The sequence below is a fragment of the Pseudomonadales bacterium genome, from assembly GCA_024234165.1.
Lineage (GTDB): Bacteria > Pseudomonadota > Gammaproteobacteria > Pseudomonadales > UBA5518 > UBA5518.
Genome location: JACKOP010000003.1, coordinates 611,535 through 634,648, shown reverse-complemented (window position 1 = coordinate 634,648; position 23,114 = coordinate 611,535). Strand labels below are relative to the sequence as shown.

At 63.8% G+C, this 23,114-nt stretch carries 28 protein-coding genes and 1 tRNA gene; 7 read left to right on the top strand and 22 right to left on the bottom strand.

All coding sequences use genetic code 11. The features are described 5' to 3' along the window. Positions 1–272: 272 nt before the first annotated feature. From H7A12_12235 to H7A12_12220, 4 genes are all read left to right on the top strand, one after another. Positions 273–959 carry a response regulator transcription factor gene (locus H7A12_12235; GenBank protein MCP5321570.1) on the top strand — a complete coding sequence of 229 codons (687 nt, stop codon included), beginning with the start codon at positions 273–275 and terminating at the stop codon, positions 957–959. After that, entirely contained in the window at positions 946–2,220 is a 1,275-nt protein-coding gene (locus H7A12_12230) for a HAMP domain-containing histidine kinase (protein ID MCP5321569.1), read from the top strand. Before H7A12_12235 ends, H7A12_12230 begins: the two co-directional genes overlap by 14 nt. Positions 2,221–2,297: 77 nt before the next feature. Beyond that, positions 2,298–2,987, top strand: a complete 690-nt coding sequence (locus H7A12_12225; GenBank protein MCP5321568.1) for a class I SAM-dependent methyltransferase — start codon at positions 2,298–2,300, stop codon at positions 2,985–2,987. Between the two features lie 7 nt (positions 2,988–2,994). Beyond that, positions 2,995–3,684, top strand: coding sequence for a phosphotransferase (locus H7A12_12220; protein MCP5321567.1), 690 nt, complete (start codon positions 2,995–2,997; stop codon positions 3,682–3,684). Here H7A12_12220 and H7A12_12215 read toward each other — a convergent pair. From H7A12_12215 to H7A12_12150, 14 genes are all read right to left on the bottom strand, one after another. Beyond that, positions 3,671–3,907 carry a DUF4102 domain-containing protein gene (locus tag H7A12_12215; protein MCP5321566.1) on the bottom strand — a complete coding sequence of 79 codons (237 nt, stop codon included), beginning with the start codon at positions 3,905–3,907 and terminating at the stop codon, positions 3,671–3,673. The two genes, H7A12_12220 and H7A12_12215, sit on opposite strands and share 14 nt — an antisense overlap. A gap of 182 nt (positions 3,908–4,089) precedes the next feature. Next, a tRNA-Lys gene (locus H7A12_12210) sits at positions 4,090–4,165 on the bottom strand. Between the two features lie 59 nt (positions 4,166–4,224). Then, entirely contained in the window at positions 4,225–5,043 is an 819-nt protein-coding gene (gene ybgF / locus H7A12_12205) for a tol-pal system protein YbgF (protein ID MCP5321565.1), read from the bottom strand. A gap of 12 nt (positions 5,044–5,055) precedes the next feature. Further along, positions 5,056–5,532: a peptidoglycan-associated lipoprotein Pal gene (pal, locus tag H7A12_12200; GenBank protein ID MCP5321564.1), complete on the bottom strand. Its 477-nt coding sequence runs from the start codon at positions 5,530–5,532 to the stop codon at positions 5,056–5,058. Between the two features lie 97 nt (positions 5,533–5,629). Continuing rightward, entirely contained in the window at positions 5,630–6,928 is a 1,299-nt protein-coding gene (gene tolB, locus H7A12_12195; protein ID MCP5321563.1) for a Tol-Pal system protein TolB, read from the bottom strand. Next, entirely contained in the window at positions 6,925–7,728 is an 804-nt protein-coding gene (tolA, locus tag H7A12_12190; protein MCP5321562.1) for a cell envelope integrity protein TolA, read from the bottom strand. The genes tolB and tolA overlap by 4 nt, the downstream gene beginning before the upstream one ends. A gap of 3 nt (positions 7,729–7,731) precedes the next feature. Further along, positions 7,732–8,145, bottom strand: a complete 414-nt coding sequence (tolR, locus tag H7A12_12185; protein ID MCP5321561.1) for a protein TolR — start codon at positions 8,143–8,145, stop codon at positions 7,732–7,734. Between the two features lie 16 nt (positions 8,146–8,161). After that, entirely contained in the window at positions 8,162–8,860 is a 699-nt protein-coding gene (tolQ, locus tag H7A12_12180) for a protein TolQ (protein ID MCP5321560.1), read from the bottom strand. Further along, a complete protein-coding gene (gene ybgC, locus H7A12_12175; GenBank protein ID MCP5321559.1) occupies positions 8,857–9,309 on the bottom strand; it encodes a tol-pal system-associated acyl-CoA thioesterase in 453 nt (150 codons plus the stop codon). Before ybgC ends, tolQ begins: the two co-directional genes overlap by 4 nt. A 14-nt stretch (positions 9,310–9,323) precedes the next feature. Continuing rightward, complete coding sequence (gene ruvB, locus H7A12_12170; GenBank protein MCP5321558.1) at positions 9,324–10,367, bottom strand: Holliday junction branch migration DNA helicase RuvB; 1,044 nt, start codon at positions 10,365–10,367, stop codon at positions 9,324–9,326. A 9-nt stretch (positions 10,368–10,376) separates the two neighbouring features. Then, complete coding sequence (gene ruvA / locus H7A12_12165) at positions 10,377–11,003, bottom strand: Holliday junction branch migration protein RuvA (GenBank protein MCP5321557.1); 627 nt, start codon at positions 11,001–11,003, stop codon at positions 10,377–10,379. A gap of 21 nt (positions 11,004–11,024) precedes the next feature. Continuing rightward, entirely contained in the window at positions 11,025–11,576 is a 552-nt protein-coding gene (gene ruvC / locus H7A12_12160) for a crossover junction endodeoxyribonuclease RuvC (GenBank protein ID MCP5321556.1), read from the bottom strand. A gap of 8 nt (positions 11,577–11,584) precedes the next feature. Then, a complete protein-coding gene (gene aspS, locus H7A12_12155; protein ID MCP5321555.1) occupies positions 11,585–13,366 on the bottom strand; it encodes an aspartate--tRNA ligase in 1,782 nt (593 codons plus the stop codon). Positions 13,367–13,401: 35 nt separating this feature from the next. Then, a complete protein-coding gene (locus H7A12_12150; GenBank protein MCP5321554.1) occupies positions 13,402–13,689 on the bottom strand; it encodes a zinc ribbon domain-containing protein in 288 nt (95 codons plus the stop codon). Positions 13,690–14,037: 348 nt separating this feature from the next. Here H7A12_12150 and H7A12_12145 point away from each other — a divergent pair, with 348 nt between their 5' ends. After that, on the top strand, positions 14,038–14,469 hold the full coding sequence (locus H7A12_12145; protein ID MCP5321553.1) for an HU family DNA-binding protein: 432 nt from the start codon (positions 14,038–14,040) through the stop codon (positions 14,467–14,469). Positions 14,470–14,561: 92 nt separating this feature from the next. Here H7A12_12145 and H7A12_12140 read toward each other — a convergent pair whose 3' ends face one another. Further along, positions 14,562–14,987 (bottom strand): HIT domain-containing protein, encoded by a 426-nt coding sequence (locus tag H7A12_12140; protein ID MCP5321552.1) that lies wholly within the window; start codon positions 14,985–14,987, stop codon positions 14,562–14,564. A gap of 106 nt (positions 14,988–15,093) precedes the next feature. Between H7A12_12140 and H7A12_12135 the strand changes: the two genes are divergently transcribed. Together H7A12_12135 and H7A12_12130 are read left to right on the top strand one after the other, a co-directional pair. Next, positions 15,094–16,806 carry a proline--tRNA ligase gene (locus H7A12_12135; GenBank protein ID MCP5321551.1) on the top strand — a complete coding sequence of 571 codons (1,713 nt, stop codon included), beginning with the start codon at positions 15,094–15,096 and terminating at the stop codon, positions 16,804–16,806. Positions 16,807–16,828: 22 nt separating this feature from the next. Beyond that, positions 16,829–17,005: a hypothetical protein gene (locus H7A12_12130; GenBank protein ID MCP5321550.1), complete on the top strand. Its 177-nt coding sequence runs from the start codon at positions 16,829–16,831 to the stop codon at positions 17,003–17,005. A 1-nt stretch (position 17,006) separates the two neighbouring features. Here the strand turns inward: H7A12_12130 and hemB are convergent, their stop codons facing one another. From hemB to mutT, 7 genes are all read right to left on the bottom strand, one after another. Then, entirely contained in the window at positions 17,007–17,981 is a 975-nt protein-coding gene (hemB, locus tag H7A12_12125) for a porphobilinogen synthase (GenBank protein ID MCP5321549.1), read from the bottom strand. A gap of 37 nt (positions 17,982–18,018) precedes the next feature. Continuing rightward, positions 18,019–18,285 (bottom strand): DUF4404 family protein, encoded by a 267-nt coding sequence (locus tag H7A12_12120; protein MCP5321548.1) that lies wholly within the window; start codon positions 18,283–18,285, stop codon positions 18,019–18,021. Positions 18,286–18,592: 307 nt separating this feature from the next. Beyond that, a complete protein-coding gene (locus H7A12_12115) occupies positions 18,593–19,717 on the bottom strand; it encodes a hypothetical protein (protein ID MCP5321547.1) in 1,125 nt (374 codons plus the stop codon). A 101-nt stretch (positions 19,718–19,818) separates the two neighbouring features. Next, positions 19,819–20,232 carry a biopolymer transporter ExbD gene (locus tag H7A12_12110; protein ID MCP5321546.1) on the bottom strand — a complete coding sequence of 138 codons (414 nt, stop codon included), beginning with the start codon at positions 20,230–20,232 and terminating at the stop codon, positions 19,819–19,821. A gap of 12 nt (positions 20,233–20,244) precedes the next feature. Beyond that, positions 20,245–21,285, bottom strand: a complete 1,041-nt coding sequence (locus H7A12_12105) for a phosphotransferase family protein (GenBank protein ID MCP5321545.1) — start codon at positions 21,283–21,285, stop codon at positions 20,245–20,247. Then, positions 21,282–22,607 carry an acyl-CoA dehydrogenase family protein gene (locus H7A12_12100; protein ID MCP5321544.1) on the bottom strand — a complete coding sequence of 442 codons (1,326 nt, stop codon included), beginning with the start codon at positions 22,605–22,607 and terminating at the stop codon, positions 21,282–21,284. The genes H7A12_12105 and H7A12_12100 overlap by 4 nt, the downstream gene beginning before the upstream one ends. Before the next feature lie 108 nt (positions 22,608–22,715). Next, positions 22,716–23,114, bottom strand: coding sequence for an 8-oxo-dGTP diphosphatase MutT (mutT, locus tag H7A12_12095; GenBank protein MCP5321543.1), 399 nt, complete (start codon positions 23,112–23,114; stop codon positions 22,716–22,718).

Below are 23,114 nucleotides of genomic sequence, written 5' to 3'. Positions count from 1 at the left end.
CCTCCGCCAGCTCCCGGACCTTGCTTCGATATTCCCGAACTGCAACTTTCCAGCCGCTTGGGCAACAGGATTATAAACGCGCTGCGCAGCCGCCCGCAGCACTGACGGCAACGCCAAGATCGCAACGCTGTAATGACATCGATGCTGCGGCTGATCGATCGGGATATTTTTGGCTCCGGAGGGATCAAACGGCTGCGTCGTCCGCCTGCTCTCTTGCGGAACGGATGCAGACATCGTATGCAGACAACATCGGAACCGGGAACGAGAAGGCAATGCGCATTCTGGTCATCGAAGACAACCGCGACATCCTCGCCAACGTGCTCGACTACCTGCAGTTGAAGGGCTTCAGCGTGGACTGCGCGCAGGATGGCCTGAGCGGGCTGCATCTGGCGAGCAGCGGGCATTACGACCTGATCGTGCTCGACGTCATGCTGCCGGGCATCGATGGCTACCAGGTCTGCAGGCGCCTGCGCGAAGACAGCCGCAGCGAGGTTCCGATCCTGATGCTGACGGCACGTGATGCGCTCGAGGATCGCCTGCAGGGCCTGCAGGTCGGCGCGGACGATTACCTGATCAAGCCCTTTGCGCTGTCGGAGCTGGTCGCGCGGATCGAAGCCATCCTGCGTCGCAGCAGCGGCGGACATAAACGCCTGTTACGGGTGGCCGATCTGTGTTATGACCTCGACACCCTGCAGGTGAGTCGCCGCGGACAAACGCTCAAGCTGAACCCGCTCGGGCTCAGATTGCTGGCCATCCTGATGCAGAAAAGCCCGGCCGTGGTACGCCGCGAAGTACTGGAAGAAGCGCTCTGGGGCGAGGACAGCCCGGACAGCGACAGCCTGCGCAGCCACGTCCACCAGCTTCGCCAGATAGTCGACAAGCCTTTCGACAAGCCGCTGCTGCATACCATTCACAGCGTGGGCTACCGGCTTGCGGAGCTGCCTGATGACCAGGCCTAGACAGCCTTTTGCGCGCCGCCTTCTGGTGGCGTTCGTGCTCATGACGGCGGCCGTGAGCGGGATGTTCTCGCTCGGCATCGTTGCCGTGGTCCACTTCGTCGAAGCACACCTGGTATCCCGTGAGCTTGGCCGCGATCTCGACGACGTGCTGCAGCAGGACATCCGCCAGGGACGCCCGCCACGACACGATGCCGACACGCAATTCTTCTCTTCCGAACTCGATGGATACGCGATTCCGGCATATCTGCAGGGCTTGAAGGAGGGGTTCACCGAAGTCGAGCATGGAGACGATGCGTACTACGCGTACACCCGGGTCATCGATGGCCACACGTATATGCTGCTGGAGGAGCAAAACGAATTCGAGCGGCGTGAGGACACCCTTTTCATGGCCGTACTCGTGGGCTTCGTGCTGTCGGTCCTGAGCGCCTGGGGACTGGGTTACATGATGGCGCGAAAGGTCATGGCTCCGGTCATCCGGCTGGCGTCACAGGTGCGCCATCGCGACCAGCTTCACGCCGCCGCACCCCCGCTCGCCCCCGAGTATGCGAATGACGAAATCGGCCAACTGGCTGCCGCGTTTGACAGCACGCTGGACCGGATCCGCCAGATGCTGGAACGTGAGCGCCTGTTTGCTGCCGACGCCAGCCACGAGTTGCGCACACCGCTGATGATCATGGCCAGTTCCTGCGAACTGCTGGCCGAAGCGCCACTGGGCCAACGCGAACACGAACAGGTATCGCGCATCGCCCGTGCCGTCGAGGAAATGCGTGAACTGGTGGAAACCTTCATGCAATTGGCACGCGACAAGAACAACGGGACGACTTTTGCCCGCACTGCCCGGCTGGACACGGTGGCGGCAGAGGAAGTAAGACGCTGGGGCGAGCTGATACGGGCGAAGGGACTCGACTTCGAGTTCATCGAGGAAGGAAAGGACGACACGCTGTACAACGCCACGCTGCTGCGCAGCGTGATCGGAAACCTGCTGCGCAACGCCTTGCACTACACCGAACAGGGCTACGTGCACCTGGTACTGGAATACGGTGCGTTCCGCGTCGAGGACAGCGGCAGCGGAATTCCATCAGCCGATCAGACGAGAATTTTCGAGCCCTTCGTGCGTGGTTCCAGGACACGCGGAGACGGGCTGGGTCTCGGGTTGTCACTGGTCAAGCGCATCTGCACCCGGCAGGACTGGGAAATCAGCGTACACAGCGATCCGGGCGGCGGAAGCTGTTTCAGGGTATCGATGGGCAATCGATCTTGACGAATTCATGTGTTTTGACGAAATTTTCACACCCGCATTTTTAGGGTAACGGGAAATCCACCGCGCAAGTGCCTCTGATGCCAAAACAGAACGTCATCGAACTCGATTTTTCGCGCAAATACGATCGTGAACACGCACGACAGTATCTGCACAAGCATCAGGATGGACTCGCGCGCCGCCTCTCGAACTGGCGCGACGTGCAGCTTGCGCGACGCGCGCTGAAGATTGCCGGTGAGCCCAGCCTGGTTCTGGACCTTCCCTGCGGCGCCGGGCGCTTCTGGCCCTTGTTGTGCGAGCAGCCGAACCGGGTCGTATTCGCCGCCGACAACTCCGCGGACATGCTGGCCACGGCACAGGCCGCCCACCCGCCGGAAGTAACGTCACGAGTACACGCATTCCAGACTTCGGCGTTCGCCATCGACCTCGATGACGAGGCTGTGGACTGCGTGTTCTGCATCCGGCTGTTGCACCACGTCGAAGCACCGGCCAACCGGCTGACCATCCTGCGCGAATTCCACCGTGTCAGTCGCGATACCGCGATCGTGTCGTTATGGGTGGACGGCAACTACAAGGCGTGGAAACGTCGCCGCCTCGAGCAGCGTCGTGCAGCACGCAAATCGGATGCCGCAAACCTGAACCGATTCATCGTGTCGCGCAGGGTGATCGAACAGGAGTTTGCGCAAGCCGGCTTTGATATCCTCGCGCGGCTGGACTTCCTGCCACGGTATGCGATGTGGCGAACCTACGTGCTGCGCAAGACGAACTGACCACAACATGACTGTAGCGAGCACTGCTGCCGCGCCGGTAAGCGAATTCCAATGCTGGTGGGACCGGCAGGGGCAGTGGGTCGAACCCGAGAACATTCGTCGTGGCGGCAACAGCGGCGTGCAGTTGCTGATGCAGGATGACCCTCGCCTGCCGCCGCTGTACTGCAAGCGTCAGACCGGACACATTTACCGCAGCCTGCGCCACCCCTGCGGGCAGCCTACCATTCTGCGTGAACTGCAGGCCTACGAGGCGATCGCACGCCTGGGGATCCAGGTGCCGCGCGTGGTCTTTGGTGGTGCTCGCAAGCACCAGGGTCAGTGGCAGGCATTGCTCATCACCGAAGCACTCAGCGGCTTCGTCAGCCTGGATCATTGGTACGCCGGTGCTCCTGCAGCCACGCTCAATCAGGCGATTCTGCGCCAGCTTGCGGCAAGCCTGGCCCGCCTGCACCACGCACGCTGGCAGCACGGCTGCTGCTACCCCAAACACATCTTCGTCAAGGCGGAAACACTGCTCACCGGCGATGCCGTGGCCGAGGTGGCTCTGCTGGATCTGGAAAAGTGCCGGCACCGCCTGCGCGTCGCAAACGCATCTTCGCGTGACATGGCCCAGCTTGCCCGTCATTGGGGAGCCATCCCCGCTGCCGATCTGGATTTTCTGCACCGCAGCTATGCGACGGCCTTCAACGCGTCGTAGCGACGACAAAACCCCAGGGGAAATCCAGGTTTTGATCGCGTAGGCTCACGGCAGGATAGACGCCGAGCGCCAGCGTCTCTTGCTTGACGCCGACACGATAGGACAGCCGCCAGTACCTCGCGCCTGATGGCGACACTTCGAGGAACATTCCGCCCCCGTCGCTCAGGCGGCAAGCCCTTTCCGTCGGCTTGGCGTTGCGGATTTGCGCGTCATTCAGCGGCATTGTCCCCGTGTCGGTATTTTTTGCGGTATTGCTTACCGCACATGACCAGATACCGCCAAACGTACTGCCAACAGCGGCGCAATGTCTAGCCGTTTCATGGGGTACCTTGGGGCGATCAGAAACAAAAAAGCCCGGAAAATCCGGGCCTTGGCGTCTTTCTGGGGTTTCTTGGAAGGGGGTACTGGTGGGTCGTGCTGGATTCGAACCAGCGACCAATTGGTTAAAAGCCAACTGCTCTACCGACTGAGCTAACGACCCGTCGAAGGACGCGTATGGTAGCGGCTGACCATCAAAAAACAAGAGCCCTTTATTGCAGTTCAGAAATTCTGCTGCAGATACTCGCGCGCCTGCTGCGGCGCAGTGCTGTCCGCACCCGCGTACTCGTTGATCACACGGTCGAGCATGTCCCGCGCACGCGCGGTATCGCCGTTCTGGTGATAGATGCGGCCGAGTTTGAACATCGCATCGGGAACCCGCCGGTTGTCACCAAACTGCGCCAGCAAGGTTTCGAAATGTTTTCTGGCGCGCTCGCTGTCGCCTTCGAGCAGGTACAGTTCGCCGAGCCAGTAATGCGCATTGCCGGCATAGTTGCCAGCCGGGTACTGACCGACGAAGGCATTGAATGCCGTCCGAGCCTCAGGAAACTTGCGCGCCTGGATCAACGCATAGGCATCACGATAGGCCTGCTCCTCCTGTGCCGATGCGGCAGCACGTGGTGGTGCTGCCGGCGGCACTGGTGCCGCCGACGCATCGATGGGCGCTTCGGACGCGCTCGGTCCCGGAGCAGCAGGACCCGAGGCGTCCTGCGCCGGCGGCACGCTGCCGCCACCCATGCTGCTGATGCGTCGATCCAGGCTGATGTAGTCGTCGAGCCGCTGTTGCTTGAGCTGGCGCAACTGCTCACCCTGCTCCTCGACGATGCCACGCAACTTCATCACCTCGTCCTGCAGCAACTGGAGCTGATAGAACAGCTCACCACTGGCCGCCACCGGTTGCGCCGGAGTGCGGGCAGAACGCTGCTGTGCGGGTCCGCCGTGGCGGGCTGCTCCGGCACCACCGGGTTCGACCACCTCGACTTGTGCGACTGCCAGCGGTGCGGCGACGAGCATCGCGGCCAGAACGACGATTCCGCGCATGGTGTCCCGGCCTCAGCGCAACTCCACACGCCGATTGCGCGCCCAGGACGCCTCGTCCTGACCGAGTGCGGCCGGACGCTCCTCACCATAGCTCACGGCCTCGATCCGACTACGGTCGATCCCCTGCAGGATCAGGTAGTTGGCAATCGCCTTTGCGCGACGCTCACCGAGCGCGAGGTTGTACTCGCGCGAACCGCGCTCATCTGCATGGCCTTCGAGGCGAACCACGCCGCGTTGGTTGCGCAGCGCGTTCGCCTGCGCATCGAGTGCTGCGCGCGTCTCGGGCGAAAGCGCCGATTGGTCGAAGTCGAAATAGAACACGGTCTGCAAGCCACCCAGGCCACGCGCGGCCATTTCCTCCGGCGACAATCCCCCATCCGAACCCACACCGACCGAGGTCGCACCACCGTCGCCTACCGCCGTGCCGTCCGGCATGTCCGACGTCGCACTCCCGCCACCCGCACCCTTGTTGCCACTGCAGGCCGCCATCAGCGCCGCCAGAAAAATCGCGGTCGTCACGCGTACGAATCGCTTGCTCATGCTGCTCACGGATCGATCATCCTCATGTATCCAGTTTCGGGGGGAGTCAACGCATGTACGGGGACCACGCCGGCTCGCGCACTTCGCGCGCCGCCGACGGCAAGAAATACTTGACATTCGCGTCCACCGACACGACGGCGAGTATACCTTTACCCAGTCGCTTCGTCGCGTAAATAATCATGCTGCCGTTCGGCGCGACGCTCGGGGATTCGTCGTAACTGGTCTCGGTCAGCACGCGCACCGTATTGCGCTGAAAATTCTGCAATGCAATGTGAAACGGCCCGTTCGATTCGCTGCGGTGCACGTAGACGATCCCGGAACCATCCGGCATCGGTCGCGGACGCGAATTGTAGGCGCCCTCGAAGGTCAGCCGCGTCAGTTCACGCGTCACGACATCGACACGGTAGATATGCGGCCGTCCGCCGCGATCCGATGTGAACACGATCGAGCGTCCGTCGGGCATCCACGCCGGTTCGGTATCGATCGCGAAGTGATTCGTCATGCGCGTGAGTTCACGCGTCGCCAGATCCATCACGTAGATCTCGGGGTTGTCGTCCTTCGACAGCACCATGGCCATGCGCCGCCCGTCGGGCGACCAGGCGGGCGCGCCGTTCAGCCCGGGAAACGAGGTCAGCTTCTGCCGCTCGCCGGTTGCGATCACCTGCCGGTAGATTCCCGGGCGGCGGTCCTCGAACGACACGTACGCGAGCTGCTTGGCATCCGGCGACCATGATGGCGACAGGATCGGCTCGGAAGATTCGAGGATCATCTGTGCCCGCTCGCCGTCGGCATCGGCCTTGATCAGACGGAAATTCTGCCGGCTGCCCTCCTGGGCAACCGAAACGTAGGCGATCTTGGTCGAGAAGGCCCCCTTGATACCGGTCAGTTTCTCGTAGACCTTGTCAGCGATGTAGTGCGCAATATCGCGCAACTGGTTTTCGGAACCGTTCACGGTCTCCTGCAGCAGCACCGACTGACGCAACACGTCCAGCAGCTCGAACTGCACGCGATAAAGCCCTGCCGCATCGCGCGTCATGCGACCGACCACCAGGTAGTCCACATTCATCAGGCGCCAATCGGTATAGAACACCTCGCTCTGCTGATGGGGTTGCGCAATCATGTCGGAAACCCTCATCGGGGCAAACATGCCGCTGCGCTGCAGATCGGCCGACACCACCGCATCGACCGCAGTTGGCGGCAGCAACCCCGGCGTGGCGCCCAGCGGTACAACCGCGATCGACGTCGGATTGTCCGTACCGCGCGTGATCTCGATGCTCAATTCCGCCGCATGGGCAACGGCGCAGCCAAGCAGCCACAGTAAAACCACACCCACACGCTTGATCACTGGCGCAGATCCTCTGGTCGGAACACAAGTTGCAAAGTTCGCAGGCGACGTTCGAACACCTGTGGCGGCGCATCGGCCACTTCCGGAAAGCGTGCCGCCTTGTTTACCGCGTTGACCGCACTGCGATCGAACGCGTCGTCACCGCTGCTCTTCAGCACGCTGACACCCACCACTTCGCCGGTAGGGATCAATTGTATCCGCAACACGACCTGCATATCGCGACGTGCGCTCGGCGGACGACTCCAGTTGTCCTCGATCGCCTCCGCAATCGCGTCTTCATAGGTACTGGTTTCACCCCCCTCGGCCAGGGCATCCTCCGCTGCCAGCGCGAGGGCGAGCTCCCGCTCGCGCTGCTGGCGTTGGCGCTGCTCAACCTCCCGTTGCTTCTGCTCGCGCTGGCGTGCCTGCTCCTGCACACGCGGGTCGGGTTTGGGTGGCTCCGGCTTGACCTGCGGTTTGGATTGCGGCTTCGGTTTCGGTGGTTCCGGCTTGGGCTTCGGTGGCTCTGGCTTGGGCTTCGGTGGCTCCGGCTTGGGCTTCGGTGGCTCTGGCTTGGGCTTCGGTGGCTCTGGCTTGGGCGGCTCGGGTGGACGCTGGGGCGGCGTCTGGGCCGCGGGTTTCGGCGCCGACTTCGGGCTGCTCTTTTCCTGTGCAACGAGACGCGCCTTGACGTGCCGTGGCGCAGGCTTCACCAACGGCTCGCGCGTGGAGTGCCAATTCATGGTGAGCACAGCCAGCAGCGCTGCATGCAGCACCAGCGTGACTGCCACGGGCACGATGTAACCCTCGAGGGTGCGCATGGTTCAGGGGTTCTCGGTCACCAACCCGACGCTCGTCGCACCCGCCTGCTGCAACTCGCTCATCAGCACGACCACGGTGCCATAGGGAACCTTTTCGTCACCCCACACCAGCACGGGCGTCTTCGGCTTGGCCTTGAGTATCTTGCCGACCTTGTCCTTGATGACCGCGAGCTGCTCGGGGCGGTCAGGTGAGCCGCCGAGGTTGATGTAGTACGTCCCGTCAGCCTTCACCGACACGATCAGCGGCTCGTCTTTCTGGTTCTCGATCGGTTCGGAAGCAGCATCCGGCAATTCCACCTCGACACCCTGCATCAGCATCGGTGCGGTGATCATGAAGATGATCAGCAGCACGAGCATCACGTCGATGTACGGCACGACGTTGATCTCTGCCATCGGCTTGCGGCGTTCCCTTGACATCGTGGTCCTCCGGCTCTCAGGCACTCTTTCTGCCAGCGTGCGCCTGGCGATGGAGAATGCTCGAAAACTCCTCCGCGAAGGTCTCGTAGTTCGCCACGAGGCTGTCGACCTGCGCGGAGTAGCGGTTGTAGGCAATCACTGCAGGAATTGCCGCGAACAGGCCCATTGCGGTCGCGACCAGCGCTTCCGAGATGCCCGGAGCCACCGTCGCGAGCGTCGCCTGATGCACGTTGGCCAGCCCGCGAAACGAGTGCATGATCCCCCATACCGTGCCGAACAAACCAACGTACGGACTGGTGGAACCCACCGTGGCAAGAAACGGCAGGTGGCGCTCGAGGAACTCGACCTCACGCGAAAGTGCCACACGCATCGCACGCTGCGCCCCCTCCATGATCGCGTCGGATTCGATGCCTGCCTGCTGACGCAGACGCGTGAACTCCTTGAAACCGGCCCTGAACAGGTTCTCCACTCCTTCGATCTGTCCGTTGGCCTCGAGACGGGAACTGCCGTCGCGATAGAGCTGTCCGAGATCGATACCGGACCAGAACGTCTGCTCGAAGTCCGTGAACTGCTTCTTTGCGCGGCGCAGCAGCAGTGCACGCTGCACGATCATCCCCCACGACACCACCGATGCCATGAACAGGATGAACATGACCATCTGGACGGTCAGACTCGCCTCTGCGACAAGACCCCAGAGCGACAATTCCTGGTTCACCTGGAACTCTCCGTTGACTGATGTATCGATTTTTCCGGCGTGTCTGCCAATGCAGCCTCGAGCGCCATGCGCAGCGCTGGCGGCAACGCACGCGGGCGCCGTGTGCTGCCGTCCACGCAAGCCACCGTCACCCGCGCGCGACAGATCTCTGTTCCCGCACGCAGCACGCGTTGAGCGAACTGCAGCCGCGCACCGCGCACCTCACGCAGCGAGGCACACGCGTCGAGTTGATCGTCGAGCACTGCGGCATGCAGGTACTCGACCTCGAGCGAGTGCACCACGAACAGGAACTCGCCATCGAGCAACGCGGCCTTTGCAAAACCCAGTCGGCGCATGAACTCGGTGCGAGCCCGCTCGAAATACTTCAGGTAATTCACGTAGAACACGATGCCACCCGCATCGGTATCCTCGATGTAGACACGCACCGGCAGCCGCAGCTCGTCACTCAGCGCGGCACCCGCACTCACGTTGCGTCTCCGTCGAGCAGATCGGGTATCGCGTAACTGCCGCGCGGCTGCAGCCCGAAGTGCAGATACGCGGCACGCGTCACCATGCGCCCGCGCGGCGTGCGCAGCACATAGCCCTGCTGGATCAGAAACGGCTCCAGCACGTCTTCGATGGTGCCGCGCTCCTCTCCGATTGCCGCCGCCAGACTGTCGACACCAACCGGTCCACCGTCGAACTTCTCGATCATCGCAAGCAGCAGACGACGATCCATGTGATCGAAGCCCTGCTGATCGACGCTCAGCATGTCGAGCGCCGCATCGGCAATCACAGCATCGATGCGCCCTTCGTGGCGCACCTCGGCAAAATCGCGTACGCGTCTGAGCAGGCGGTTTGCGATCCGTGGCGTACCCCGCGAGCGGCGTGCGATCTCGCGCGCACCGTCTGTGTCGATTTCGAAACCGAGCAGCCGCCCCGAGCGTGCGACGATGTGCGCGAGGTCGGCAACCGAGTAGAACTCCAGCCGCTGCACGATGCCGAAGCGGTCGCGCAAGGGCGAGGTCAGCAGGCCGGCACGCGTGGTCGCACCGACCAGCGTGAATTGCGGCAAATCGAGCTTGATCGAACGCGCCGCCGGCCCTTCACCGATCATGATATCGAGCTGGAAGTCCTCCATCGCGGGATACAGAACTTCCTCGACGTGCGGACTGAGCCGGTGGATCTCGTCGATGAACAGCACATCGCGCGGTTCGAGGTTGGTCAGCATCGCTGCAAGGTCACCAGCCTTCTCGAGCACCGGTCCCGATGTGCTTTTCATCGAAACGCCCATTTCATTCGCAATGATGTTCGCCAGCGTGGTCTTGCCCAGGCCGGGCGGACCGAAGATCAGGGTGTGATCGAGCGCCTCGCCTCGTCCACGTGCAGCGGCGACGAAGATCTCCATCTGCTCGCGCACTACCGGTTGCCCCACATAATCGGCGAGCATGCGCGGCCGGATCGTGCGATCCAGCACCTCGTCCTGACGCATGCCCGCAGGCCCCACCAGCCGGTCGGTCTCGATCATCTCGCGCCCTCAGCGTCCACTTCCCAGCGCCTTCAGGGCACGCCGGATCAGTTCCTCGCTGGCGTCCACTGTGTCGTCGAGCACCGCTGCCACTGCCCGTGTCGCCTCAGATGGCTTGTAGCCAAGCGCGACCAGCGCACTCTCGGCATCGTGTACCAGCCGGTTGCGGCCCACTGCAGCAATGTCCGGCGACGCCGGCGCTCCGTCACGTCCAGGCGCCGATTCCGGCCGCCATTCACGCAGCACATCGCGCATCTCGACCATCAGCCGTTCCGCGGTCTTCTTGCCTACACCAGGCAGTCGTACCAGTGCGCTGGCATCACCACGCTGCACGCAGCGCGCGAATTCATCGCTGTCCATGCCGGACAGGATCGCCAGCGCCAGCTTGGGCCCCACCCCACTGACACGAATCAGCGCGCGGAACAGCTCACGGTCATCACGATGCCAGAAACCGAAGAGTTGCTGTGCGTCCTCGCGCACCACGAAATGCGTGTACAGCACCACTTCCTGCCCAACCGGCGGCAGGCGGCACAATGTGCTGATCGGCGCCTGCACTTCGTAGCCGACACCAGCAGCATCGATCACGAGTTCAGGCGCCTGCTTGTCGACGATGATGCCGCGAATCCGTCCGATCATGTCTGTTGTATCCGTTGCCCCTCAGCGCACACGCCCGCGCCGGGTCGCACGCGCCTCGGGCAGACGCTCCAGGCCCTGGCGCGTATGAGCATGGCACAGCGCCACAGCCAGCGCATCGGCCGCGTCTGCCTGCGGTGCCGCAGGCAGACCGAGCAATGCGCACACCATGTGCTGTACCTGCTCCTTGCCGGCCGCACCGGTCCCCACCACCGATTGTTTGATGCTGCGTGGTGAATACTCGAACACCGCCAGACCCAGGCGTGCTGCGGCGACGATCGCTGCGCCGCGGGCCTGCCCAAGCTTCAGCGCCGAACCAGCGCTGCGGGCCACGAACACCTGCTCGATCGCGAGTTCGGTCGGACGGTAACGTTCGATGATTTCGCTCAGGCAGTCGAATATGCGTCGCAAGCGTTCGGGCAGCTCCGCGTCCGCGACCCGGATACAGCCGCTGCCGGCATACTCGAGGCGCTTGCCCGTGCTGTGGATCACTCCGAAACCGGTCACCCGCGAACCCGGGTCCACCCCGAGAATCACAGCCGCCGTCGCCGGCGCACCATGCCCGGGCGACTGCACACCCACGTTCAGCCTGTGGTCTCCGCTGCGGGCGCGCGCAGCCGGATGTGCAGGTCACGCAGTTGTCCTGCATCGATGACGCCAGGCGCCTCGGTGAGCAGGCAGTTCGCACTCTGCGTTTTCGGAAACGCAATCACGTCGCGGATCGAGGCCGATCGCGTCATCAGCATCACGAGTCGGTCCAGACCGAACGCCAGACCACCGTGCGGCGGCGCCCCGTAGCGCAGCGCATCGAGCAGAAAACCGAACTTCTCGTGTGCCTCATCCTCGCCGATCCCAAGTATGCGGAATACCGATTGCTGCATGTCGCGCGTGTGGATACGAATCGAACCACCGCCGAGTTCCGTACCGTTCAGCACCATATCGTAAGCCTGCGAAAGCGCACTCCCCGGATCATTGACCAGAACCTCCGGCGCACAGGCCGGACGCGTGAACGGATGATGCAGCGGACTCCAGCGCCCCTTGTCGTCACGCTCGAACATCGGGAAATCGACCACCCACAGCGGCGCCCACTCGCAGGTGTAGAGATCGAGATCGGCACCAAGCTTGCAACGCAGGGCTCCGAGCGCTTCGTTGACCACCTTCGCACGGTCGGCGCCAAAGAAGATGAGATCACCGTCCTGCGCCGCAGTGCGCTCGAGCAACTCGCGCCTTGCTTCGAGCGGCAGGAATTTCACGATCGGCGATTGCAGTCCTTCCTCGAGGTCGTTGCGATCGTTCACCTTGATGTATGCCAATCCCCTGGCGCCGTAGATTCCGACGAAACGCGTGTAGTCGTCGATCTGCTTGCGACTCAGCAACGCCCCTCCACGAGGCACTTTCAGCGCTGCAACGCGCCCCTCCGGATCGCTGGCCGGCGCTGCGAACACCTTGAAGTCCACATCGCGCATCAGATCACTCACCTCGACCAGTTCGAGTGGGATGCGCAAATCAGGCTTGTCGCTGCCGAAACGCCGCATCGCCTCGGCCCAGGTCAGGCGCGGAAATTCACCGAGATCGTGCCCGAGAACCACGTCGAACAGCTCGCGCACCATGGCTTCGGCGGTCGCGGTGATCTCCGCCTGGTCGGCGAAGGCGAACTCGATGTCGATCTGCGTGAATTCTGGCTGGCGGTCAGCACGCAGATCCTCGTCACGAAAGCACTTCACGATCTGGTAGTAGCGATCGAAGCCAGCCACCATCAGCAGCTGCTTGAACAGTTGGGGCGATTGCGGCAGCGCGAAGAAACGCCCCGGGTGCGTACGGCTCGGCACCAGATAATCCCGCGCACCTTCGGGCGTTGCACGCGTCAGCATCGGTGTTTCGACTTCGATGAAACCACGGTCGCCGAGGAAATTGCGAATCGAGCGCGCGATATCGGAGCGCAGACGCAGGTTGCCGAGCATCTCCGGGCGGCGCAGATCGAGATAGCGGTAGCGCAGCCGGGTCTCCTCACCGACATGCGCGTGCTCGTCGAGCTGGAACGGCGGCGTTTCGGCTACGTTCAGAATTTCCAGTGCGCTCGCGTAAACCTCGATGCACCCGGTCTTCATCGCCGGGTTCACGGTGGCTTCGCTGCGCTCGCGCACGCGCCCTCGCACGCACAGCACGTATTCACTGCGCACGCGATCGGCAATCGCAAAGTGTTCGCCGCAATCCGGATCGACTACGACCTGCACCACTCCCTCGCGATCGCGCAAGTCCACGAAAATCACGCCACCATGATCACGACGGCGGTCCGCCCAGCCACAGAGCGTGACCTCCTGGCCAGTGTGGGAGACGTCGAGATCGCCACAATAGTGCGTGCGCATACCTGGATTCCGCCGTGTTCGAGTGCCTGGTTGTCTCAATTGTTGCCGTCTGCAGCGGGTGCTGCCGATGGTGTTGCAGCAGCGGCTGGCTTGTCGGGGGCCGTCGCGCCCGCCGCGTCGCCCGCCAGATTCTTCTTGCTGCCGCTCTTGAAGTCGGTCTCGTACCAGCCGCCGCCCTTCAGCCGGAAGCCGGCGGCGCTGATCTTGCGCCGCAGCTTCGTCTCGCCGCAGCTGGGACAAAGCGTCAGCGGTTCATCCGCGATCTTCTGCAGTTTCTCCAACCCGTGATTGCAGCCATCGCAGCAGTATTCGTAGATGGGCACGCCAGGTCCTCCTGCGGATATCCGGTCACACCGGCTGCGTCGACGACACAGCCAACAAAAAGACCGGGGATTATACTCCAGCTCCCACGCATGGATTATGCGAATTCATGCCGGATCCCGGACATCGGCGGCTGGCGCTGACGCCCCGGCAACGTCACCGCGCAGCGCCTGCTGGCGGGCGCGCAGAATTGAGGCAACACGCTGTTGCCGTGCAGGAATGAATGCATTATATATACGCGCGCTGCCGCGAGCCGCGCATGAAATCCGGTTTCTGCAGTATGCAAACAGGCTTCATCGGTGCGGGAGCCGCATCACCGAACAACCCCCCGAACCCACAAAGGAAGACACATGGCCGCAGACAAGAAAAAAGCCGCGAAGGCAAAGGCAGCTCCGAAGAAGGCTGCTGCAAAGGCAGCCCCGAAGAAGGCTGCTTCCAAACCCGCCGCGAAGGCTGCGGCAAAACCAGGACCGATCAAGGATCGCTGGAGCAAGACCGAGATCCTGAACGAAATCGCCGAACGTACGCAGGTCTCGCGCAAGCAGGCTACCGCCATCATCGATGAGCTTGCGGACATCATTGGTCGCCATCTTGGCAAGGGCGGCGCCGGTGAATTCGTGCTGCCGGGGCTGTTCAAGATCAACACCCGCAAGAAGCCTGCACAAAAGGCACGCAAGGGCGTCGATCCGTTCACCAAACAGGAGCGGACATTCCCTGCCAAGCCTGCCTCGGTATCGGTGAAGGTTCGCCCGCTGAAAAAACTGAAGGACATGGCTCACTGAGCCGCCCGGCACTCAGCCGGATCGAACGCCCTCACGGACATCCGTGGGGGCGTTTTGCATGCCTGCGCAATCCCGCACGCGAGACTCCCTCATCACGCCGCTCCAAGAAGGTCTCGCAGCGTCGCACACAAGGCGTCGCATTCGACAGCAGAATAAGGGGTGACGGGCACTACGCCCCAGACCGGACGCGGCCACGCCGGATCGCCCGTGAAACGCACGATATGGTGTACATGCAACTGTGGCACCTGGTTGCCGAGTGCGGCGACATTGAGCTTGTCACCGCCGAAATGCACCATCAACGCGCGGCCGAGCCTTGCCGATTCGCTCCAGAACTGCGCCAGATCCGGCTCGGAGAGCTCGTGAAGCTCACGCAGAGCGCTGCGCCGTGGCACGAGGATCAGCCACGGATAGTTGCGATCGCGCATCAGCAGCACGCGGCACAGCGGCAGATCGCCGACCAGTGCACAATCCGCCGCAAGCGCGGGATGCAATGCGAATCCGGTTTCCTGTTGCGTCATCGTTCCTTCCCTTCTTCACGGTCGTTTTCGCCTGTACGCTGATCACCCGTAGCCGTAGAATCCGCTGCTCCAACCCAACCTCCGGATATCGCGGAATACTAGCAGCATGCGCGCCAGCCAGCTCCTGATCGCCACCCTGAAGCAGACACCGGCCGACGCCGAGGTGATCAGCCACCAACTGATGTTGCGCGCAGGAATGATTCGCCGCCTGGCGTCCGGCCTCTATACCTGGCTCCCGCTGGGCCTGCGGGTGTTGCGTAAGGTCGAGCGTATCGTGCGCGAGGAAATGGACCGCAGCGGAGCGCAGGAAGTCCTGATGCCGGTGGTGCAGCCGGCGGAACTGTGGCAGGAATCAGGACGTTGGGTGCAGTATGGCCCGGAACTGCTGCGCATCGCGGATCGTCACGAGCGCGCCTTCTGCCTCGGACCCACGCACGAGGAAGTGATCACCGACCTGGCACGCAACGAGTTGCGCAGCTACCGCCAGTTGCCGGTCAACTTCTACCAGATCCAGACCAAGTTTCGCGACGAGATCCGCCCGCGCTTCGGCGTGATGCGTGCGCGTGAGTTCGTGATGAAGGACGCCTATTCCTTCCACCTCGACGAGCAGTCGCTGGACCGGACCTACCGTGAGATGCACCGTGCGTACTGCCGCATCTTCGATCGCATCGGGCTCGACTACCGCCCGGTAGTGGCCGACACCGGCAGCATCGGCGGCAGCGAGTCACACGAGTTCCACGTGCTTGCCGACTCCGGCGAAGACGCGATCGCGTTCAGTGATACCGGCGACTATGCCGCCAACGTCGAGAAGGCCGAAGCGCTTGCGCCGGCAGAGCCTCGTGCAGAACCGCGCGAGACATTGACCGAAGTGGCGACACCGGGCAGGCACACGATCGCCGACGTCAGCGAGTTCCTGAGTGTCACTCCGCAAGGCACGCTGAAGACACTGATCGTGATCGGCACCGAGACGCCGTTGGTGGCGCTGGTATTACGCGGCGACCATCAGTTGAACGCAATCAAGGCCGAGGCACATCCGCTGGTCGCCACGCCTCTGCGCCTCGCCGACGACGCTGCGATCACCGCAACGCTCGGCTGCCGTCCGGGTTCGCTGGGACCGGTGGGCATCGGCATTCCGGTACTCGCCGATCGCAGTGCTGCCGTTCTGTCCGACTTCGTCTGCGGTGCAAACCGCGATGGCTACCACCTGTGTGGTGTGAACTGGGGACGCGACTGCAGCCACGACGAGGTCTGCGACCTGCGCAACGTGGTCGACGGCGATGCCAGCCCCGACCACCAGGGCACCCTGACGGTACGTCGCGGCATCGAGGTCGGGCACATCTTCAAGCTCGGGCGCAAATACAGCGCAGCGCTTGGCGCGCGCGTGCTCGACGAGACTGGCGCCGAATGCACCCTGATCATGGGCTGCTATGGCATCGGCGTTTCCCGTATCGTCGCGGCGGCAATCGAGCAGAACCATGACGGCACCGGCATCGTTTGGCCCCGGGCGATCGCACCGTTCACGGTCGCAGTCGTACCGCTGAATGCACAGAAGTCGACACTCGTACGCGAAACTGCCGAGCGGCTGTACGCGGATCTCACCGCCCTCGGCATCGACGTGCTGCTCGACGATCGCGAAGAGCGCCCCGGCGTCAAGTTCGCCGACATGGAGCTGATCGGGATTCCGTATCAGGTGGTGATCGGCGAGCGTTCGCTTGCGAACGGCATGGTCGAATACCGGCAGCGCTCCGGAGGCGAACGCGCGGAGGTGCCGGTTGCATCGATCGCGCAGTTGCTGCGTGACCGTATAATCCAGAACTGAACCCGAAAGCGAGGAGAAGACGATGATCAAACTGATCCTGCTCGTGGCGATCGCCTGGCTGCTGTGGCTGATCCGTGAGGAACTGGTACAGATGGGCGAACGCCAGCGCAACCTCAAGGCGATGCTGGAACGGCTCACGGAACGCGTCGATCGTCTGGCCAGCGCGACCCGTCAGCCGGACTCCGGAAGCGACGACTGATTCAGCCGCGGTGCAGCCAGCGCGCGACGTCCTCGGCAAAGTAGCTGAGGATCATGTCCGCGCCGGCGCGCCGGAACGCGGTCATGGTCTCCATGACCAGCGCACGCTCGTCCATCAATCCGGCTGCCGCTGCGGCCTTGATCATCGCGTATTCCCCACTGACCTGGTAGACGGCGAGCGGGCGCGCACAGTGGGCACGGATCGCGGCCAGCACGTCGAGATATGCGAGCCCCGGCTTGACCATCAGGATATCGGCGCCCTCTTCCTCGTCGCGCAGTGATTCCGCGAGCGCTTCGCGGGCATTGGCTGCGTCGAGCTGGTAGGCGGCACGGTTGCCCTTGAAACTGCTGTCGACCGCATCACGGAACGGACCGTAGAATGCCGAGGCGAACTTGGTCGAGTACGACATCACCGGCAGGTGCGAAAAGCCGGCCCCGTCGAGGCCGGCACGGATTGCAGCGATCATCCCGTCCATCATGCCCGACGGAGCGATCATGTCGACACCCGCATGCGCTGCGGTCAGCACCTGGCGCACCAGATTCGTAACGGTCGGGTCGTTCAGCACCCGGTCACCCTCGACCACACCGCAGTGACCATGATCGGTGTATTCGCAGAAACAGTTGTCGCTGATCACCAGCATGTCGGGCGCCGCATGCCTGGCACCACGGATCATGCGCGCCATCAGCCCTTCCGGATTCCAGGTGTCGCTGCCACAGGCGTCCTTGTGCTGCGACACGCCGAACAGCATCACCGCACCGATACCGAGATCGCGCGCACGTGCAACGACCTCGCCAAGCCCGGCCTCGGTATGGCGCACCACGCCCGGCATGCTCGGAATCGGCACGGCACGCTTCGCGCCCTCCTCCACGAATACCGGCAGGATAAGTTGCGAGGGTGCAAGCGAGGTCTCGCGTACCAGCGCACGCAAGCGCTCGCTGCCACGCAGACGACGGAAACGGAACCGCAGTTCGGTCACGACAGGGACTCTCCGGTGCGATGCAGGTGAATCGGACTCAGACGCCCATGTTGCCGAGCGTAACCAGCATGCTGTTGACGATCGCCGTCAGATTGGGATGGCGCGCCTCGAAGCCGCTCAGCGCCTCCTCGAACTCGGCCACCAGGCCAGCAGGATCGCCGACGCGGTTCTCCGCATCGAGTTCGTGCTGCACGCTCTCCGCAAGCCGATGCAGTCGCGCGAGCCGCGCCACATCGGCGCTATCGGTACGTGCGATTTCCTCGCGCAGGCGCACCAAGTCGGCACGCAGTCTGTCGATCGGCATGACAAGTCTCCGGCTGTCGATGTCCGGATTATCGACCATCACGCCGGGGCGGCATACCCCCGCGATCACGACGAATCCTGACGTATTGGCAATTCGAGCCGGATGTCGACTGGTTGGGATCGTGGCGAAAGACACGGCACGACCCCGTCGGCATGAATGCCGACCTGCGCCCAGATCAGGTCCGCGCGTGGCAACACCTTCGCGTCGGGGGGCGTGCGCCGCAGGGATGCATTACGGCATCCCTGCGGTGTGAAGGCATCGTCGCGCGCTGCTTGCCCCGACAATCAGAGGCTCTTGCGACAGCCTCTCAGGGCGCACCGTCGAAGAAGGTACGGAATCCGCTCGGTGCATGGCGCCCGAAGCAGATCGTCTCCAGCGTGCCCACGCCTTCGCGATCCCCCATGCGCGCACGCACCATCTGGTGCACATGGATGCTGCTGTACTCGAGAGGATCGATGGCATCCAGGCGCCACGTTTCGCCGGTGATCGCTTCCTCGCCCTTCCAGAACCCGTGCCCCCATTCGGGGTGCGAATAACCGATCCCCTTCATCTGGAACGCCACCAGTGGTTCGAGCGTGATCGTCAGTTCCTCGCCGGAGTGTTCCACGAAGTGGAACTCGGCAGCGCGACTGCGCCGCGTTCCCTGCTGCCAATGGATGCGATGACGCGCGGTCTGCATGTGTCGCAACGCGGTTTCCTGCTGCGGCACCAGCTCGGGTGCTGCGTAGACCGGTTGAATGCACGCGGCGAGTTGCGTCGGATTGCCGTCACGATCCTCGAATGTGTTGAACTGCGTGCACACATCGCCGAAATCGATCGGGGACCAGACCCAGTAGACGCCGGGCTCACCGTTCATCAGCCCGGGCGCACCGCCTTCGGGCTCACCGACCGGTCGCACACCCCACGACTTGTCGCGCGCCCCGAAGGTGCTTTCCCGGCGCACCTCGTAACGGCGCCCCTCGATCGCGAAGTGCCCGTGCCAGCAACCGAACTGCGTGAAGCGGCTGTTGTGCATGATCAGGCGACCGTCATCATACATGACGTTCTTCGGCTCCTCGGTCGGCACGCTGCGCGCCTCGAACATCAGGTCGCACTCGATTCCGGTCTCGTTCGGCAGCAGGCGCACGCGCACGCGGCGCATCGGTTCGATCACCTCGACCGTGAACGGACCGACCACCGTATGCGCGCGCTCGTGCGGCGCGCGCCGGGAGCCGTGGAAACTGTGCTGCACGCCGTCGACCACCACGCTGAAATGGCCGTCCAGCACGCGCCGGTTCGGATACAGCCCGAGACCGACCTCGAATATGAACGCCCCGGCGGTATCGAAACCGTTGAACCAGTAGCGATCGTAGAAATTGCGATCGCTCTGCGAAGGCTGCGCTACGGGCTCGTGCGTCTGGTGGATGCAGTAGTCGTCGAAGCTGGTGATCATTGGCATGCCTCCTAGGCTTTCCGCCGCACTATCCACGGCTGGCATCGGCGATGCAAGTTACGCTTTTGCCAGAGACTGCATTCTGCCGCCGGCCCCGCAACTCACTCGCGGAACGTCGTGATCGCGACATCGTAGACGCCGGCTTCACGCGCCTGGTCAGCGATCGCCGCGAACACCCCGGTAGCGGAATCCTCGTGAGCACGCACGACCAGTCCGGCCTGCGGCCGGGTCGCATGCAGGCGCTCAAGGGCGGTGCGCACCGAACGCACGTCGATGCGGCGCGCGCCGAGCCAGATCTGATCGTCGTGCGCAACAGTCAGCACCAGACTGCGCTCCCCGGCATCGGCTTCCATGGCCGCCGCAGGCGCACCCGCGACGCCGATTCCCGTCTCGCGCACGAAGGACGCGGTCACGATGAAGAAGATCAGCATGATGAAGACCACATCGAGCAGCGGCGCGAGATCGATCTCCACATCTTCTTCTGCGGCACGCCGGTGCGGAATGTGCGCAATCATGGTCTGCGCTCCTCAGCCCAGCAGCCGTGCTGCCCGTTCCAGATAGCGCTCCACGATCCGCGCCACCTGCTCGGGCGGTGCGGTCTTCATGCCTCCACTCGCCCCCTTGACCAGTCGCGCATACACCCCCTCGACGATACAGGCCTGCTTCCACCAGCCGAAGGCCGCAAAGAAGTCCGCATCGGCCAGCGGCACACCGCTGAATTCCTCGTAGCAGGCGACGACCTCGGCACGACGCGGAAACTGCGGCAGGCGAGTAGGGGCGTCCGGCAGCAGCGTGATGTCGTCCCCCGGCTCTGCCCAGTACATCAGCGACCAGTAGAAGTCGGCTACCGGATCACCGATCGTGCACAGCTCCCAGTCGAGCACAGCGCACACGCGATGATCGGCACCCAGCACCGTGTTGTCGAAGCGGTAGTCGCCGTGCGCCAGCGCAGACGGACGCGTCTGTGCCGGGATCTGCGCGCTGAGCCGCTCGTGCAGCGTTTCGAGCAATGGCAGGTCGCGCGTCTTCGATGCCTCCACCTGGCGGCGCCAGCGTGCCAGCTGGCGTGCCACATAGCCCTCGTGTCGACCAAGGTCGCCGAGACCGATCGCCACCGGATCCAGCGCGTGCAGTGCTGCCTGTGTCGCCACCAGCGAGCGCATTGCCACACGCGCCTGCACCGCATCGAGCGATGCGGCCGCACCCGCATCACGCAGGATCAGCCCATCGACGAAGCTCATCGCATAGAACTGCGCACCCGTGATCGTCTCGTCGGCACAGTACGCGAGTGGCCGTGGCACCGGAACCGCAGGTGCATTTGCAGCCAGTGCGCGCATGATGCGCCACTCGCGGCTCATGTCGTGGGCGGTCGCGAGGGCTCCGGCCACCGGCGGACGACGCAGCACGAACACCGCGCCGCGTGCATCCTCGACGCGGTAGGTCAGATTCGACCCACCTGCAGCTATCAGCCGGAAGCTGAGCGGCACCACCAGGTCGGGTAACTCCTGGGCCAGCCAGTCGACGACGCGCTCGCGATCGATCCCCTTCAGCACCGGCGCTTCGCTCATGACACCGTCCCCGGCACGCCGGCACGGATCTCGCCCACACGCTCGCCGAACAGCTCCTGCGCACGCCGCCGCCGCGCAGGCATATACTCGCTCGGCTGCTCGACCGCGACCCAGTTGCGCAGCAGTTCGCGTACGACGGTCTGCTTGTGCACCTCGTCGGCACCGTCGGCGATGCGCAGCGCACGTGCCGTGCGGTACATCTCCTCGAGCGGCAGGTCGGAGGTATAGCCGAGGGCGCCGTGGATCTGGATCGCGCGATCGATGATCGCGAGCAGTGTGCGCGGCACGACGAACTTGACCAGCGCGATCTCGCGGCGCGCCTCACGGCTGTAGTCGCCGCTCTGATCCATGCGCCAGGCAGCGCGCAGCACCAGCAGGCGCGCCATCTCCAGTTCCGCGTGCGACTCGGCGATCATATCCTGCACCATCTGGTGCTTTCCGAGCGGCTTGCCCTGCGTGACACGGGAAACCGCGCGCTCGCACATCATCTCGAAGGCGCGCGCGGCCTGCCCCAGGCAGCGCATCGCATGGTGGATGCGCCCGCCACCGAGGCGCTTCTGCGCCAGCACGAAACCATCGCCCGGTTCACCGATCATGTGATCGAGCGGGACGCGGCAGTTCGTGAACTGCACTTCGGTGTGCCCGCCGATGCGATCCATCAACCCGTCACCGGAGAACGGGTGATGCATCGAACCGACGTCGCGCAACAGTTCGACGCCGGGATGACGGCACGGCACGACCAGCATCGCCGCGCGCCGGTGCAGTGGTGCTGCGGGGTCGGTCACTGCCATCACGAGCATGAAATCCGAGACGCTGGAGTTCGATGCGAACCACTTGCGTCCGTTGATCACCCATTCGTCGCCGTCGCGCTCGCAACGCGTCGTGATCCCGGTCGGGTCGGAACCGCTATTGCCTGGCTCGGTCAACGCGAAAGTACTGCGCACTCGCCCTGCGAGCAGCGGCTCCAGCCAGCGTATGGCCTGCTCCTCGTTGGCACCGGCAGCAAGCAGTTCGGCGTTACCGGAATCGGGCGCCTGACAGCCGAAAATCTCCGGCGCGAGCACGCTGCGCCCGAGCACCTCCTGCAACAGCGCCAGACGGAGCTGCCCCATGCCGCCACCGCCGTGCTCTGGCGGCAGATGCGCCGCCCACAGCCCGCGCTCCTTCACCTGCTGCTTGAACGGTGCCCAGAGCACGTCGAGCTGGCGCTGGTTCAAGCCCTCGCCCGCGATCTCCAGCGGTATCACGGTCTCATCGACGAACCCGCGCACCCACGCGAGGTCACGCTCGAAATCCGCATCGGTACTGAAATCCCACGCCATTGCAGATCCTCCCGGGTGTTTGCGGTTCAAGGGCAAGCTGCGCCCATGGTAGCGTCCGCCGCCACGGGCGCAATGCCGGTGCTGTTCGACTTCGGGTGACGCTGGCGCTCAATCCGCCGCAGTATCGGACCGGCACAGGGCTTCGATGATCGGACGGTCGGCAGCGGGAAAGTCGAAGGGATCGAGGTGATGTACTGCCACCCAGCGCAGCGGTTGACCTTCGCGCCCGCGCACATCGCCGGCGAACGCGGTCACGCGCCACACATGCAGCTCCACCGAACGGTCGGGATAAGCGTGCCGAACCGTGAGCAAGGGCTGCGCGCTTTCGACGCGGATACCGAGCTCCTCGTGCAGCTCGCGGGCAAGCGCTGCTTCGACGCTCTCGCCGTCGGCGATCTTGCCACCCGGAAACTCCCACAGACCGCCCTGGTGCAGGTGTGCGTGGCGCAACGCGACCAGCACCTCGCCAGCCGCGTTGCCGATCACGCCGACGGCGACGCGCAACAT